The organism is Acinetobacter sp. LipI_19 (genome assembly GCF_058242925.1).
Genome location: NZ_JBZAYK010000001.1, coordinates 577,887 through 592,528, shown reverse-complemented (window position 1 = coordinate 592,528; position 14,642 = coordinate 577,887). Strand labels below are relative to the sequence as shown.

14 protein-coding genes are annotated in these 14,642 nt (G+C 37.4%); 5 read left to right on the top strand and 9 right to left on the bottom strand.

Translation table 11 applies throughout. The features are described from left to right. Nucleotides 1-42 precede the first annotated feature (42 nt). Both AC4CVF_RS02860 and AC4CVF_RS02855 read left to right on the top strand, forming a co-directional pair. Nucleotides 43-843 carry an enoyl-CoA hydratase gene (locus AC4CVF_RS02860; protein ID WP_004717217.1) on the top strand — a complete coding sequence of 267 codons (801 nt, stop codon included), beginning with the start codon at nucleotides 43-45 and terminating at the stop codon, nucleotides 841-843. Nucleotides 844-941: 98 nt separating this feature from the next. Beyond that, nucleotides 942-1,700, top strand: coding sequence for a nitroreductase family protein (locus AC4CVF_RS02855; RefSeq protein ID WP_490788854.1), 759 nt, complete (start codon nucleotides 942-944; stop codon nucleotides 1,698-1,700). 56 nt (nucleotides 1,701-1,756) lie between these two features. On the opposite strand, the gene AC4CVF_RS02850 is transcribed toward AC4CVF_RS02855, so the two are convergent. The 6 genes from AC4CVF_RS02850 to AC4CVF_RS02825 all read right to left on the bottom strand — a co-directional run bounded on the left by AC4CVF_RS02850 (nucleotide 1,757) and on the right by AC4CVF_RS02825 (nucleotide 10,153). Beyond that, entirely contained in the window at nucleotides 1,757-2,071 is a 315-nt protein-coding gene (locus AC4CVF_RS02850; protein ID WP_419327161.1) for a YqfO family protein, read from the bottom strand. 193 nt (nucleotides 2,072-2,264) lie between these two features. Beyond that, nucleotides 2,265-5,288: a DNA gyrase subunit A gene (gene gyrA, locus AC4CVF_RS02845; protein ID WP_483770779.1), complete on the bottom strand. Its 3,024-nt coding sequence runs from the start codon at nucleotides 5,286-5,288 to the stop codon at nucleotides 2,265-2,267. Between the two features lie 524 nt (nucleotides 5,289-5,812). After that, nucleotides 5,813-6,628 (bottom strand): zinc ribbon domain-containing protein, encoded by an 816-nt coding sequence (locus AC4CVF_RS02840; protein WP_490788853.1) that lies wholly within the window; start codon nucleotides 6,626-6,628, stop codon nucleotides 5,813-5,815. A 733-nt stretch (nucleotides 6,629-7,361) separates the two neighbouring features. Next, on the bottom strand, nucleotides 7,362-8,294 hold the full coding sequence (locus AC4CVF_RS02835; RefSeq protein ID WP_004717227.1) for an FAD-binding protein: 933 nt from the start codon (nucleotides 8,292-8,294) through the stop codon (nucleotides 7,362-7,364). A 17-nt stretch (nucleotides 8,295-8,311) separates the two neighbouring features. After that, nucleotides 8,312-9,064, bottom strand: coding sequence for an electron transfer flavoprotein subunit beta/FixA family protein (locus AC4CVF_RS02830; protein ID WP_004823176.1), 753 nt, complete (start codon nucleotides 9,062-9,064; stop codon nucleotides 8,312-8,314). A 483-nt stretch (nucleotides 9,065-9,547) separates the two neighbouring features. Continuing rightward, nucleotides 9,548-10,153 (bottom strand): LysE family translocator, encoded by a 606-nt coding sequence (locus AC4CVF_RS02825; RefSeq protein ID WP_419327160.1) that lies wholly within the window; start codon nucleotides 10,151-10,153, stop codon nucleotides 9,548-9,550. 116 nt (nucleotides 10,154-10,269) lie between these two features. On the opposite strand from AC4CVF_RS02825, the gene AC4CVF_RS02820 reads away from it, so the two are divergent. The 3 genes from AC4CVF_RS02820 to AC4CVF_RS02810 all read left to right on the top strand — a co-directional run bounded on the left by AC4CVF_RS02820 (nucleotide 10,270) and on the right by AC4CVF_RS02810 (nucleotide 12,028). Continuing rightward, nucleotides 10,270-10,764 (top strand): Lrp/AsnC family transcriptional regulator, encoded by a 495-nt coding sequence (locus tag AC4CVF_RS02820; RefSeq protein WP_336951772.1) that lies wholly within the window; start codon nucleotides 10,270-10,272, stop codon nucleotides 10,762-10,764. Between the two features lie 24 nt (nucleotides 10,765-10,788). After that, complete coding sequence (locus AC4CVF_RS02815; protein WP_490788852.1) at nucleotides 10,789-11,343, top strand: GNAT family N-acetyltransferase; 555 nt, start codon at nucleotides 10,789-10,791, stop codon at nucleotides 11,341-11,343. Nucleotides 11,344-11,476: 133 nt separating this feature from the next. Further along, a complete protein-coding gene (locus tag AC4CVF_RS02810) occupies nucleotides 11,477-12,028 on the top strand; it encodes a GNAT family N-acetyltransferase (RefSeq protein WP_336951774.1) in 552 nt (183 codons plus the stop codon). 1 nt (nucleotide 12,029) lies between these two features. Here AC4CVF_RS02810 and AC4CVF_RS02805 read toward each other — a convergent pair whose 3' ends face one another. The 3 genes from AC4CVF_RS02805 to AC4CVF_RS02795 form a co-directional block, all read right to left on the bottom strand. After that, complete coding sequence (locus tag AC4CVF_RS02805) at nucleotides 12,030-12,401, bottom strand: hypothetical protein (RefSeq protein ID WP_004717237.1); 372 nt, start codon at nucleotides 12,399-12,401, stop codon at nucleotides 12,030-12,032. A 230-nt stretch (nucleotides 12,402-12,631) separates the two neighbouring features. Beyond that, entirely contained in the window at nucleotides 12,632-13,531 is a 900-nt protein-coding gene (locus tag AC4CVF_RS02800; protein ID WP_490789907.1) for a tyrosine recombinase XerC, read from the bottom strand. A gap of 80 nt (nucleotides 13,532-13,611) precedes the next feature. Beyond that, on the bottom strand, nucleotides 13,612-14,571 hold the full coding sequence (locus AC4CVF_RS02795; RefSeq protein ID WP_490788851.1) for a M28 family peptidase: 960 nt from the start codon (nucleotides 14,569-14,571) through the stop codon (nucleotides 13,612-13,614). Nucleotides 14,572-14,642: the final 71 nt, after the last annotated feature.

Genomic DNA, 14,642 nt, shown 5'->3' with positions numbered 1-14,642 from the left:
AGGGCATAAAATCCAATTAAATTTTAAAGCAAGGATAGTACGATGACACTTAGTTGTATTCAACAGCCACATCAACATTTAAACGCAAATTTAGAGAATGGTGTACTGACTTTAGCAATTAATCGACCAGAAGCAAAAAATGCACTGTATGGTGAATTATATCTATGGATTGCAAAAGCCCTAGATGAAGCTGATCAAGATCGTGATGTTCGTGTGGTAATCTTACGTGGCGCAGATGCTGACTTTAGTGCAGGTAATGATATGAAAGATTTTATGGCTTTCATTCAACAACCACTTGAAGGTAAAGAAGGTGACGGCCCTCCATTTGTATTATTAAAATCTGCTGCACGTTTATCTAAACCATTGATCTGCGCAGTACGTGGTGTGGCGATCGGGATCGGAGTAACAGTACTTTTACATGCTGACCTCGTTTATGCAGACAATACTGCCCTATTCCAAATCCCATTTGTCAGTCTGGGACTTTCTCCTGAGGGTGCTTCCAGTAAACTCTTAATTCAACAAGCGGGATATCATAAAGCGGCGGAATTGCTGTTAACTGCACAAAAGTTTAACAGTGAAAAAGCACTCAATGCTGGCTTAATTAATAGTATTGAAGACGATGTATATGGTCACGCTTTACACCAAGCACAGACCCTAGCAGCACTTCCGTTGGCTTCAATCAAACAAACCAAAGCATTAATGAAGCATAATCTTGAAGAGATTATTCAATGCGTGGATGATGAAGCGGTGATCTTTATGCAACGCGTTAAATCACCTGAAATGGCTGAAGCCGTTGCCGCATTTATGCAAAAGCGTAAGCCAAACTTCTCTCAATTTAATTAATTGAGAGAATCTGTCAAAAGCCACTGCATGACTAATATTCAGTGGCTTTTGTCATTTTGAATCCAATAAAACATATCATTTAATTATGGGTAAAGATCATGTCACAAGATACAACGACCAAGAAGCGCTATTACGAACCCGCTCCACAAGATATCGATATTGAAAATTTCCGTAAAGTCATAGAAAGTCGTCGCTCAGTACGTAAATACACTGAAAAGCAAATTCCTGCCGATGTTTTAGATGCTTGTTTAGATTTGGCTTTATTGGCACCAAACTCATCAAATCTTCAGCCTTGGACGTTCTATGTGGTTCAGTCTCAAGCGAAAAAGAAACAATTAGTCAAAGCTTGTTTAAGCCAATTATCAGCAAAAACAGCCGCAGAACTGATTGTATGTGTGGCACGTATTGACCGTATTGATGAAATGGCAAAAAAAAATTTAACCCATTTCCCAATGCCAGAAGCGCCAAGAGCTGTAAAACAATATTATAAATTTATTGCATATAACTATAAAACAGGTTATCTGAATGCTTTAGGTAACTTTAAAAAGGTGGCTTTTAAAGTAGCACGCACTTTAGATAAACAACTTCCTGTCACTGCATTCAACCCAGCTGATGCAAAGCTTTGGGCCAGTAAAACAACAGCCTTGGCTTGTGAAAACTTGGTACTGGCTTTACGTGCTTATGGTTTTGACAGTTGCATGATGGAAGGTTTTGATGAACCCTTAGTTCGCAAGATCCTCAATCTAGGTGATAAAGAATTTCCAGTCATGGTGATTAGTGCCGGTGAACGTGCTGAAGATGGCGTATTCTTCCCACAATACCGTTTTGATCGTGATTTGTTTATTCAAAAAGTTTAATTTTAGCTTATAAATTCCTCCTCTTTGTTCAGAAGCGGGTTGAGATTTTTAAACTATTATTCAATATCAATGATTTGAATAAACTCAAAAGCAGGTTCTTCATAAGGATGACTTGCTTTTAAAGCGATTGCCACTTGTTTGGCCTTGTGTTCAGGAACGATAGTTTCCACTCGCCATTCAGGCAATTGCTCTAAATGATCTAACTCGCCTATAAAAGGCTGTGCACCGCTTAACGGTTTAAATTGCCCTATTCCTAACACTTGCCAAGCGCAATGTTCATAATCACCAATACCACCCGCTCCTGCTTGAAAAATTGCAAGTTTGGTTGCTTCAAGGTGTGATTCTGGAACATAGTAGATCAGTTTAAGCATATTATTTTATAATCAAAAACTTGATTATAGCTTTGTTCGTATTTACTTTTACTTATTTTTATTTGGTTTTCGTTAGAAAAAAGCTATGTATTGTTAGCTCAATTCATAAGATTTAAACAGAACTGTAGATTTTATAAGCTTGATCAGAATACAAAAAAAGAGCGCCTAAGCGCTCTTTTTATTTCTCTAAAAATTACTCGTCAGATTCAGTATTATCAGACTCAGTTTCACCTTCATCCATAACAGTTTCATCATCAACTAATTTTTCAGAATCAATTAAATTCTCTGAATCTAAAGCAGTCTCGCCTTCGATCGCGTCTAACTGATCGATAATCTCATCATCAGCTTCGACAGCTTCAACCGCAACCACACCGACCAAGACTTCTTCATTACCTAAGCGGATCAAACGAACACCTTGGGCATTACGACCTGTTCTCGCTACTTCAGAAGCACGGGTACGAACCAGTGTTCCACCATCAGAAATCAACATTAATTCTTTAGATTCATCGATGGCAACAGCACCCACTAACTCACCATTACGTTCAGATGTTTTAATTGCAATAACACCTTTACCACCACGTTTTTTAGTTGGGAAGTCATCTACTGGTGTACGTTTACCATAACCATTTGCAGAAGCACATAATACTTCGCCAGTTTCTGGTACAACAACTAACGAAACGATTCGGCTAACCACATTGGTATTCGAATCTATAGTATCTTCATCATCTGAATCCACATCAACTTCAACATCTTCTTCTGTTTGTGCCGCAGCCAATGCCACACGCATACCACGAACACCTTTCGCAGTACGACCCATCACACGAGCATCAGTTTCAGAGAAACGGATTGCTTTACCTTCATTCGAGAACAACATGATTTGCTGTTCGCCATCAGTAATTGCAACACCAATTAAAGTATCTTCTTCTTTCAACTCAATCGCACGTAAACCATTTGAACGAACATTACCAAACTGCTCTAATTCAACACGTTTTACTGTACCTGATGCTGTTGCCATAAATACATAGAAGTTTTTACGAACACTTTCTACACGTTCAGCAAATTCAGCGATTAACTCATCATCAAGATCAGAAGCAGAAAGTTCAATACCAATTTCTTTGAGTTGCTTACGTAAAGCATCTGATAAGTCATCTGGATTTTCACCAAGCTCTGCAAACGCAGCTTTTAGTGCTTCATAATGTGAGTCGATAATTGTATTTTGACGCAGTTGAGCAACGTTGGCACGGACAAAAGTTCTAAACTCTGTTAAACGCTCTGTAAATTTCTTCGGTGCATCGATAACAGGAAGAATCGCTGTAATGGTCTCTTCTGCATCCAGTGGTAATAAGTTCACCATTGGGCGACCTTTTGCACCACGTGACGCTTGAGGTACTTCAAATACTCTTAAGCGATAAACTTTACCTACATTGGTAAAGCACAATACAGTTGCATGGTTCGATGTCACAATTAAATGTTGAATATAATCGTCTTCTTTCATCGAAGTTGCAGATTTACCACGTCCACCACGGCGCTGTGCAGCATAATCAGACAATGGTTGCGTTTTTGCATACCCTGTTTTTGAAACAGTTAAAACAACTTGCTCTTCTGGAATCAAATCTTCACGAGAGAAATCAATACGTGATTCAACAATATCCGTTTTACGTGCATCGCCATATTGTTGAAGAACCAATGCAAGTTCTTCACGAATCACATTCATCAAAAGATTGAAGTCATTTAAAATTGCGGTAAGTTCAGCAATTTGAGCTAAAATTTCAGAATATTCAGCTTGTAATTTATCTTGTTCAAGCCCTGTTAAACGATGTAAACGTAATTCTAAAATTGCACCAACTTGAGCTGGAGATAAACGATAAAGCTGACCGTCTAAACCAAATGGACGACTTGGATCTTCACCTTCAATCTCATCTGGGCGAACTGAAATTGCACCCGCTTTTTCTAGCAATGCAACAACATTTCCACCCGCCCATTCGCCAGCAAGTAAACGCTCACGTGCTTCAGCTGGATTCGCAGAAGTCTTAATGGTTTCGATGATTTCATCAATATTGGCTAAAGCAACAGTCAAACCTTCTAAGATATGACCACGTTCACGCGCTTTACGTAATTCAAACATGGTACGGCGCGTCACCACTTCTTGACGGTGACGAATAAATGCCGCAATGATGTCTTTTAAATTCATCAGTTTAGGTTGGCCATTATCCAAGCAAACCATGTTGATACTGAATGAATTTTCAAGTTGAGTATTTAAAAATAAGTTATTAACAATAACTTCAGCGTTTTCGCCACGCTTTAAGTCAATTGCAATACGCATCCCGTCTTTATCAGATTCGTCTCGAAGTTCTGAAATACCTTCAAGTTTTTTCTCTTTGACCAATTCAGCAATACGTTCAATGGTTCTTGCTTTATTGACCTGATAAGGAATTTCAGTGAAAACAATCGTCGTACGACCAGTTTTTTGATCTTCTTCAAAATGGTATTTACCACGAATATGCAAACGACCTTTACCCGTACGGTAAGCATCTACAATTCCTGATTTACCATAGATAATGCCGCCTGTAGGGAAATCTGGACCAGAAATATATTCCATCAACCCTTCAATTGAGATGTTTGGATTATTTGCATAAGCCAAACATGCATTAACTACTTCTGTCATGTTGTGTGGCGCCATGTTGGTCGCCATACCGACAGCAATACCTGTCACACCATTGATCAGTAAGTTAGGAATACGTGTTGGCATAACCTGAGGAATACGCTCAGAGCCATCGTAGTTATCTTCCCACTCGACTGTATCTTTTTCCAAGTCAGCTAACATTTCATGGGTGAGCTTACGCATACGCACTTCGGTATAACGCATTGCTGCTGCGCTGTCACCATCGACAGAACCAAAGTTACCCTGACCATCCACCAATTGATAACGTAGACTAAAATCTTGAGCCATACGAACAATTGTTTCATAAACAGCTGAATCACCATGTGGGTGATATTTACCGATTACGTCACCAACAACACGTGCAGATTTTTTATAGGCTTTGTTATAGTCGTTGCCTAACTCGTGCATAGCGAACAGCACACGACGATGAACAGGTTTTAAACCATCTCTCACGTCTGGTAATGCACGAGATACAATAACACTCATGGCATAATCGAGATATGAGCTTTTTAGTTCATCCTCAATGGCAATCGGTCTAATTTCCGATACGCTCATGCATACTCCTTATTACAAACAGTGCAAACTGCTACTGCTCATTTATATAATCTAGCTAGTCAAAATTTAGCTCAAAAAGCGTTGAGCCAAAATCTAAAATTCAGTCGCACAGTATAGCATAAAACCAAGCGATTTTGTGCCTATCCAACCACACTATAATCATGATTTTTTGTAGTATTTTTAAACAATTTTAACGATTTATTGACAATAAAAAAACGCCTGATTGTCCACTCAATTAAGCATCGTTAAATTTATAAATGAATGGGTATTTTTATCTCGAAACCTAGATTTTTTCTATCCAATCATACCCAATGATGTGCTTCATTGACTATTTTTGTTATGTTTATTAGTAAAAAATAAATCACATCAAACAGTTTTGCTTCGGATCGATTAAAAAACTCAAACTTGAAAATTGCCCTATAAAATCCAATATGGCAAAAAATATGAGCAAAGCAATACGGAGTCTAACTCCACTGATCAGAAAAATCTAAACACTTCCAAATATAGAGTTTTGTGAATTTCTATCATTTATATGGATCTGCCTGAATCAATTCACAGTGTTGCAGCAAATCATCACTGATTGCTACACGATAACATTGCCAATCATGAATTTTATTATTTTCAAGCTGTGGAACCATATATATTCGACTTGCAGGAGTATCAGTGAATTTACCCACTAGAACTCCTTGCTGTGTAATTTCAATTTGATCAAAAATAAAATCACTAAACTGAGTCTGTTCAAACTTTTCAATATCTTTTAGGCTCGTTGCAAAACGATGCTTGACATCATAATACTCTGTTAAGCGCGCTTGATAAGCTTGCATATCAAAATAACGCGCTTGATATTCATTAGACACCACCTCTTCGCTTGCAGGAAGTGCTTCATTTGTGATCGCAGCCTCATCTTGATTGGATGCCCCAATTACAGACATCACGATAGGAATAACGACACTTGAAATAACCCCAAGCACTGCCGGACCAAACAAAAATACAGCTAAAAGTATCCAGACAATTTTAAAATTTTTCTTTTTAGGCTGATTCTGAGACTCTCTTTGAGTATGTGCAACTTTCTGCTGCCATGATTCAAGTAATGCACTCGCCTTATCTCCTACAGAAGCATGCTGATTGCTTTCTGTTTCATTGTTCGGCGGAGTCTGTCGAGGTTTTATATTATGCGTGGGATTTGACTGTCCCTGCTTATTTTCACGGCGTACAGAAAATTCAACATTACTATTGCCTGTTAAATCGTTAGTCTGTTTAACATGTTTTAAACGAGTACCACAAATACCACATTTCATGGCTTCATTGATATTCTCAGCGTAACATTTGGGACACTTCATATTTATAGCTATTCTAGGTGAGATGATATGGAATTGAGCAGTAATGGAAAAACACAGCGTCTAAAATGACAGAATCAGCCAGTCTAATGCGCCAACAAATATAGAATTAAAAAAATGGTAAAAAACAGCTACAGAGTTAAAGGATATGTTTGTGTCTGTAACAACTGATTTAAACTGGAATTTTCTGCATGTTGTCAGTATACGATTGAAAATTTAATTATGTTTATCATTTGATCTTATAGGGTTTAAAATTAGACTTCAAGGCATTTATCTACTCATTCTCTCTCGCAATATTCCTTAAAAAACTTATCTATTTATATCAATTAATTATAGATAAAATAACCACTCAAATTACAGTACTTTAGACGTAAGAATTAATATCAGAAAAAATGAAAATAGCATTTTTGATCACTGTTTTTATTTTATGATACCTTATGTTTAAAAATCCCTTTTATAAATCAAGAAAAGATCATGTAGCTTGAATCGTATTAGTTTTGCAAGGTTCCTTATACCTATGGGAAAAATGACCATAAAGGAGCTTTTAAATTGATTTACACTATAAAAAAAGGTCTTATGAGAGAAGCTACTCAGAGTTTCTTTATTAGCATAGAGAATAACCCACCACCACGACTTTATTTATCCGCACATACAATCCATCTATTTAATCAATAAATTTGAAAAAAAAACGCACTTAGGAAATCCTAAGCGCGTTTTTTGAAACTTAATTCGAGAATTAAAGCTTAGAAACTAATTCAGGAACAACAGTATTCAAATCACCAACTAACCAGTAGTCAGCTACAGCATTGATTGGTGCTTCTTCATCTTTGTTGATTGCAACAATCACTTTAGAATCTTTCATACCTGCCAAATGCTGGATCGCACCAGAAATACCTACAGCGATGTAGAGATCAGGCGCAACGATTTTACCAGTTTGACCAACTTGCATATCGTTAGGAACGAAGCCAGCATCAACCGCAGCACGTGAAGCACCTTGAGCTGCACTCAGCTTGTCAGCAAGTGGGTCAAGTACTTTATGATAGTTCTCACCAGAACCAACACCACGACCACCCGATACAACGATACGCGCAGCAGTTAATTCAGGACGTTCTGATTTCACAATTTCTTCAGAAATGAACTTAGAAATACCTGCATCACCTGTAGAAGCCGCTGATTCAACTGCAGCTGAACCGCCTTCAGCAGCAACAGGATCAAAAGCTGTACCACGTACAGTTGCAAGAACAATTGCTTCGTCAGATTGAACTGTAGCAATTGCATTACCTGCATAAATTGGACGTTTGAAAGTTTTAGGACCTTCAACAGCAATGATGTCAGTGATCATGCTTGAGTCTAAAAGTGCAGCAGCGCGTGGCAAGATGTTCTTACCTGTTGTTGTTGAAGCAGCAAGGATATGTGAATAACCTTTACCTAATTCAGCAACAAGTTTCGCTACGTTTTCAGCCAATTGGTTTGCATAAGCTGCATCGTCAGCAAGCAAAACTTTGCTTACACCAGCAACTTTCGCAGCAGCATCTGCAACTGCTTGAGCACCAGAACCTGCAACCAATACAGTGATATCACCACCGATTTTTTGAGCCGCAGCAACAACGTTTAAAGTTGCACCGTTAAGTGTCTTATTGTCGTGCTCAGCGATAACTAAAATACTCATGATTTTATCCTTCTGTATTAGATCACTTTCGCTTCATTTTTAAGTTTTTCAACAAGCTCGTCTACAGACTTCACTTGTACACCAGCTTTACGCTCTGCAGGTGGTTCAACTTTAACTGTTTTAAGTTTAGAAGTTGCTGTAACACCGAAATCTGCAGGAGTTTTCGTATCAAGTGGCTTTTTACGTGCTTTCATAATGTTTGGAAGCGCAGCATAACGTGGCTCATTCAAACGTAAGTCAGTGGTAATGATCGCTGGAGTATTTAACTCAACAGTTTGTAAACCGCCGTCAACTTCACGAGTTACTTGAACTTTATCGCCATTTACAGTTACTACAGAAGCAAATGTACCTTGACCAGCGCCAAGTAAAGCCCCCAACATTTGACCAACTTGGTTAGAGTCGTCATCAATTGCTTGCTTACCTAAAAGCACAAGTTGTGGTTGTTCTTGTTCAACAACAGCTTTTAGGATTTTAGCAACTTCTAAAGCGCCAAGTTGACTGTCATCAGCCTCAACTAAAATACCGCGATCTGCACCAAGCGCCATAGCAGAACGAATTTGTTCTTGCGCTTCTTTTGGTCCAATAGAAACAACAACGATTTCTGAAACTGTTCCTTTTTCTTTTAAGCGAACCGCTTCTTCAACTGCGATTTCATCGAATGGGTTAATTGACATTTTAACGTTAGTAAGGTCTACCCCACTATTGTCCGGTTTAACGCGAACTTTAACGTTGGCATCAACCACACGTTTTACAGCAACAAGAGCCTTCATGTAATCCTCGGCTGTTTTAGCAAAAGTAAATGTTAAGAAGAGTTATAATAACGCTTCATTTAAAATTATTTAGGTGTCCTATCTTGCAATGTGATTGGCATTTCGGTCAAGTCACAATTCGCAAAACTGCTGTAAAAAGTCATAAAAAAGCTTGAACGTACAGTTCACATTTTTTCTAAATATTTTAACTTAGACACATAAGGCTACTATTTCGACAATATTTATATATTGATAAATAACATTATTTGTATAGATTCTGTATAAATAATCAAAAAAATTAAGATAAATTATCAATCAATCAAAGGGATGACACCACCCGTTCATCGATACTGCTACACTCTGTCATTTTAGACAGAATCAGCAATTTTTCTAAGTATGTTTATTGATTAAATTTGTGAACTTTTTGGCATTAAACTTGTAACAAAATACTAAATATACAAAAACGGGCTTCTTTTCAGAATTACCCGTTTGTTTCTGCTTGGATTAATTTACCAATAACCATGCGGCTGCAATAGTCAACAAAGTCCCTGAACCACCATCAATCCATTTTTGCTTACGCTCATTGATGTGCTGCTTTTTGGTCAATTGAGCAATCAAAAGACTCAAACCACAATACACCAAGAAAATCAAAGCAATAAAAATTGCTGACAAAGCCAAGCCTTGAAACACGGTGTTGCCTGATTTATCGATAAATTGTGGCAAAATCGCAAAATAGATCAACATGCCTTTTGGATTCAACAATGCCGTAACAAAGCCTTTGCGAATAGGATTTGAAACTGCTTTCTGTTCAATACGTAATGCCTTTGGGCTAAATACTGATTTAATCAAATGAAATGCCAAATACAATAAATAGGCGATCCCCAAATATCGAATCGTCTCAAACAATACTGGGAATGAAACAATAATTGCAGCAATTCCAAGCGCAACCAGAATCGAATGAACCAGATAGCCAGAACAAATACCGATTGTCGCCATCATGCCTGCTTTCGCATCTTTACCTATCACTTGTGACAGGATAAATAACATATCTGGTCCTGGTGTGAAAATTAACGGAAGTACCGTTAAGGCAAAAAGTACAAATACAGACATCTCTTTTCCCTTTCTGAAGTTTGACTGCGAGAAGAAAACAGTATCTTTTAAAATGCTTAAAATAGGATTTCAAATATTCTATAATAATGATTATTTTTCGAATTAAATTCTAATTTATGAAAATTTCATCTAAGACTATTCTAATCAAACTAGATCGTATTGATAAAAATATCATTCGGGCTTTACAAGCCAATGGTCGAATCCAAAATAATGATTTGGCTCGTGAGATTGGGCTCTCGCCCTCATCATGTCTGAGACGAATTCGGCTCTTAGAAGAAGCTAAAGTCATCCAAAACTATACAACAGTAGTGGATCCACAAAAAATTGGATTTCAATTGATACTATTCTCAAGAATCTGGCTGTTAGGACAAGATGCTGAAACCATTGATACCTTTATTGAAGCAATGAAAGAACTGCCTCAGGTCATGGAGTGTTATATTATTCTGGGTGAATGTGATGCGATGTTAAAAGTGGTCGTCCCCGATTTAGAAAGCTACCGTAAATTTCAGTCGACACATTTGACCAAGAAGAATGGTATTACCAGTGTAAAAACCGATGTCCCAAGTCAAATCATTAAACAAAGCTTTCAGCTACCTCTTGAAGATTTATAATTCAAAAATACGCATTAGGTGAATATGAAAACATTTACTCCCCCCGTTCAATTAGAAACACCTAGACTTATTCTTAGACAATGGCAAGTTCGTGATTTTGATGTTTTTGCAGATTTAAATGCTGATCCAGATGTTATGCGGTATTTTCCAGCGGCCTTGTCAAAAAATGAAAGTGACCTTTTGGCAGGTCGATTTCAAAACACAATTACTGAATATGGTTGGGGATTTTGGGCGGTTGAGTTAAAAGAAAATCAGCAATTTATCGGTTTTGTGGGTCTAGCCAATCAAGCGGAAAAATTTACTTTCTCTCCTTGTGTTGAAATTGGTTGGCGCTTGGCACAGCAATATTGGCATCAAGGTTATGCAACGGAAGCCGCTCAGCAATGTTTAAAGTTTGCATTTGAAAAATTGGCTTTGGAACAGGTTGTTTCGTTCACAACTGTACTGAATCAAGCTTCGGAAAAAGTAATGCAACGACTTGGTATGGATTATGTCGAGAACTTTATGCATCCCGTTTTAGACAAAAACCATGCTTTGGCTGAACATGTACTTTACCGTATACAAAATCCAAAGCTGTAACGCTGGTCAATATGCGGATTATCTTAGACGATGTAAAATTATATATCATAGGTGAAAATTTGACTGAGGTAATACGCTAAAAATTCTCCCCTCTTCTACTTAAGTAGTGCTTTAATCAGGATATTCAATAAAAATGATTTATGAATTATGTACAGATCGTCTTTTACTTCGACAATGGCAAGCTTCTGATTACGATGCATTTGCAAAAATCACAGCAAACCCTGAAGTGATGCAATTTTTCCCAAAAATTTTAAATCGTGAGCAAAGTGACGAACTGGCAAATCAGATTAAATATTTAATAGAAATCAAAGGCTGGGGACTTTGGGCTGTTGAATTGATTGAAACCCAAGAATTTATTGGATGTGTGGGACTACATCAACAACCCTCAAAATTTGAATTTTCACCATGTATAGAAATCGGCTGGCGGCTTGATCCAAAATTTTGGAATAAAGGCTATGCAACTGAGGCAGCTCAAGCTTGTCTAAGATTTGCATTTGAAGAACTGAATTTTCAAGAAATTGTTGCATTTACATCTAAACATAATTTTGCGTCGCAAAATGTCATGAAAAAAATTGGAATGAGCTTTTCTCATGACTTTCTGCATCCTGATTTTGATGAGCACCATCCACTACATGAAGAGAAGCTCTATCGAATCCAAAAACAAGATTTTCAATTTGAGTATTGAACTATTTCGCCATGCTTGCTAAAAAATCACGATGAATATGGCTTAAATCAATCAAATCTTGATTTTTGAGCTCCAGCACTTGCCAAATCTCAATAAAGTCTTCTTTTAAATCAATATGATTAGACACTGTTTGGGCCGCTTGCCATTGTTGGTCTGATATCCATAAATAGGTCTGATTAGTTGCTGTATTTACAGCTTGAACTTTACCCTCAGCATTGATACCCAATACTTTTCCTTCTTGCGGTAACGTTGCCTCAATTTTGGGAAGGCTGAATTCTACAAAATGTTTAATTTGACGTAAGCCATAGCCCTTAAAAATTTCTTTTTGAGCGTCAGTCAGTTGCTTATATTTTTGTTCAAGTTCAGGGATCATTGAAAGACCTAATTTTTCTGCAAAATTGAATCAATAGAAATGTATTGAATAAATACGAAACCTAGATATACATGAGAGCATTTTTAAAAACAATTATCTATTCGACTTTTTTCTGTGCTAAATGTGTTTAAGCGCTGTGCATTTTATCAAAAACTAACAGTACTTCTCAGCAGGTCTATATTCATTACAAAATACAAAGATCAACGCTTAATAAAGCCTTATATGCAAGGTCAATCTTTTATTTTCGATGCAGCAGCTCTTGGATGCGCTTGATCATAGACTTGTGCCAGATGATCAAAATCGACATGGGTATAAATCTGTGTCGTGTTTAAATTGCTATGTCCTAGCATTTCTTGCACTGCACGCAGATCTCCACTATTGGATAACATATGACTGGCAAAACAGTGGCGCAATAAATGTGGGTGTAAATCAACATTTACCCCTGCACGTAGTGCTTGATATTTGACTCGATTTTCAATCTGACGTGGGGTAATACTTGTGCCGCGTTGGGTAATAAATACCAAAGACTCAGGGCTAAACTCCCCCTGCCAGATTCGATAAATTTTTAACCATTCAATCAGACTCTCTCTCGCTTTAGAGCCAAAAGGTACAATTCGAGTTTTATTCCCCTTACCCGTGATACGCAATAAATGGCGGGTAAAATCAATATCCCGTATGGTTAAACTTTGCACTTCCGCCAAGCGTAAGCCACTGGAATAGAGCAATTCCAAAATAGCTTTATCTCGTAACCACAACTGCTTTTCTCCAGGCTTTTCAGGCTCGGGCTGATCCATAATCTGATTGACCGTTTCAATATCAATCATCCCTGGTAATGGTCGAGCTTGCCGCTTTATCTGAAAATCATCAGCTGCATTGATTTCTAAATAACCACCCTGTTTAGCCCACTTCATAAACTGACGAATTGAAGTTAAATGCCGTTGTAAACTACTGGTCGAAAGCTGATCTTTTTCGACACGATAAGCCACATACTCTCTTAAATCAGTAGCTTCGACTTGTTTTAACTCCATCTGCTTGTCATAGCAAAAGTCAATAAAGTTAGCCACATCTCGGAAATAAGCTTCTAAGGTATGTACCGATTGATTCTGTATTTTCCGATCCTTAATCCACATCGAGAGCAATTGCATTGCACCGTATTGCATAAGCTCTCCTTTGATCAAAATAGCAAATGATATAACCTGATTGAAAAATATCAGTCTTGTAAAACTGTATACACCACACCATTAATGACTTCTGCCATCTTATTTAAATTGAGTTTTTCAACAGTATCGTCTTGGGTATGATAATGCTTATTTCTAAAAAAAGCCGTATCTGTGATCATAATAGCAGGTATATCGACACGCCAATAATTCAAATGATCTGAGAAATCCACGCCTTGTACAAATGATGGCGCTATCAATCTTTGACAATCAAGGCGTTTTAACGCTTTCATGGCATCACAATATTTTTCACCCAATCCACGTGAAGTGAAATTACTCACTGCGCCAATAAAATTTCCATGTTTGGGATAAAACAGAGCTAATCCGGATGGATAATCCTGAACATTTTTATGGTCAAAATATCCAATCATTTCCAAAATATACACCGCTTGAATTTGATCTTTTTGTTTTAAAATGGATTGTGCGTGAATATAACTCCCCATATGTTCAGTACGGAAATACGGAGGTTCTTCCAAAGTATAAAAGACAAAATCAACATTCTGTTTAAGACTGGCTTTATTGACTGCCAAAATTCGCGCTGTCTCAATCAGCCCCACCACACCAGAAGCATTATCATCAGCACCTTTGAAATTCCCATAAACATCATAATGGGCACCAAGAATCACTTTTTTGGCGTGCCCCATTTGTAAGTGACATATTACATTTCGATAAGTTTTGCCTTTGACTTGATAAGGCTGGTATTCACAAGGAATCGCAAACTGTTCAAGTTGTTGTTTAATGAAAGCCGCAACTCGATCGAGCTCTTGAATATTTTGATAATTTCGAAACGCTTGTGGGTGAATCACTTGTTGTAAATAACTGTTTAAACGATCAGGTTCAGCTTGCTGATCATAGCGTTGTTCTGCGGCTACACTCCATGTTGAAAGCACACAGCTGAGCAATATAATGAAAAGATAATTTAAATTTAAAAAATTTGGATAACCTATTTGCATGTATAAATCCAATTTAAAAGCGTGTTGGTATAGCTATAATTTAAAAAAACAGCAGTTAGACATTCAGTTCT

Excerpts from the sequence above, each read along its gene's own strand:
- AC4CVF_RS02860 (WP_004717217.1), top strand. The coding sequence starts at position 43 with ATGACACTTAGTTGTATTCAACAGCCACATCAACATTTAAACGCAAAT.
- AC4CVF_RS02855 (WP_490788854.1), top strand. The coding sequence starts at position 942 with ATGTCACAAGATACAACGACCAAGAAGCGCTATTACGAACCCGCTCCA.
- AC4CVF_RS02850 (WP_419327161.1), bottom strand. The coding sequence starts at position 2,071 with ATGCTTAAACTGATCTACTATGTTCCAGAATCACACCTTGAAGCAACC.
- gyrA (WP_483770779.1), bottom strand. The coding sequence starts at position 5,288 with ATGAGCGTATCGGAAATTAGACCGATTGCCATTGAGGATGAACTAAAA.
- AC4CVF_RS02840 (WP_490788853.1), bottom strand. The coding sequence starts at position 6,628 with ATGAAGTGTCCCAAATGTTACGCTGAGAATATCAATGAAGCCATGAAA.
- AC4CVF_RS02835 (WP_004717227.1), bottom strand. The coding sequence starts at position 8,294 with ATGAGTATTTTAGTTATCGCTGAGCACGACAATAAGACACTTAACGGT.
- AC4CVF_RS02830 (WP_004823176.1), bottom strand. The coding sequence starts at position 9,064 with ATGAAGGCTCTTGTTGCTGTAAAACGTGTGGTTGATGCCAACGTTAAA.
- AC4CVF_RS02825 (WP_419327160.1), bottom strand. The coding sequence starts at position 10,153 with ATGTCTGTATTTGTACTTTTTGCCTTAACGGTACTTCCGTTAATTTTC.
- AC4CVF_RS02820 (WP_336951772.1), top strand. The coding sequence starts at position 10,270 with ATGAAAATTTCATCTAAGACTATTCTAATCAAACTAGATCGTATTGAT.
- AC4CVF_RS02815 (WP_490788852.1), top strand. The coding sequence starts at position 10,789 with ATGAAAACATTTACTCCCCCCGTTCAATTAGAAACACCTAGACTTATT.
- AC4CVF_RS02810 (WP_336951774.1), top strand. The coding sequence starts at position 11,477 with ATGATTTATGAATTATGTACAGATCGTCTTTTACTTCGACAATGGCAA.
- AC4CVF_RS02805 (WP_004717237.1), bottom strand. The coding sequence starts at position 12,401 with ATGATCCCTGAACTTGAACAAAAATATAAGCAACTGACTGACGCTCAA.
- AC4CVF_RS02800 (WP_490789907.1), bottom strand. The coding sequence starts at position 13,531 with ATGTGGATTAAGGATCGGAAAATACAGAATCAATCGGTACATACCTTA.
- AC4CVF_RS02795 (WP_490788851.1), bottom strand. The coding sequence starts at position 14,571 with ATGCAAATAGGTTATCCAAATTTTTTAAATTTAAATTATCTTTTCATT.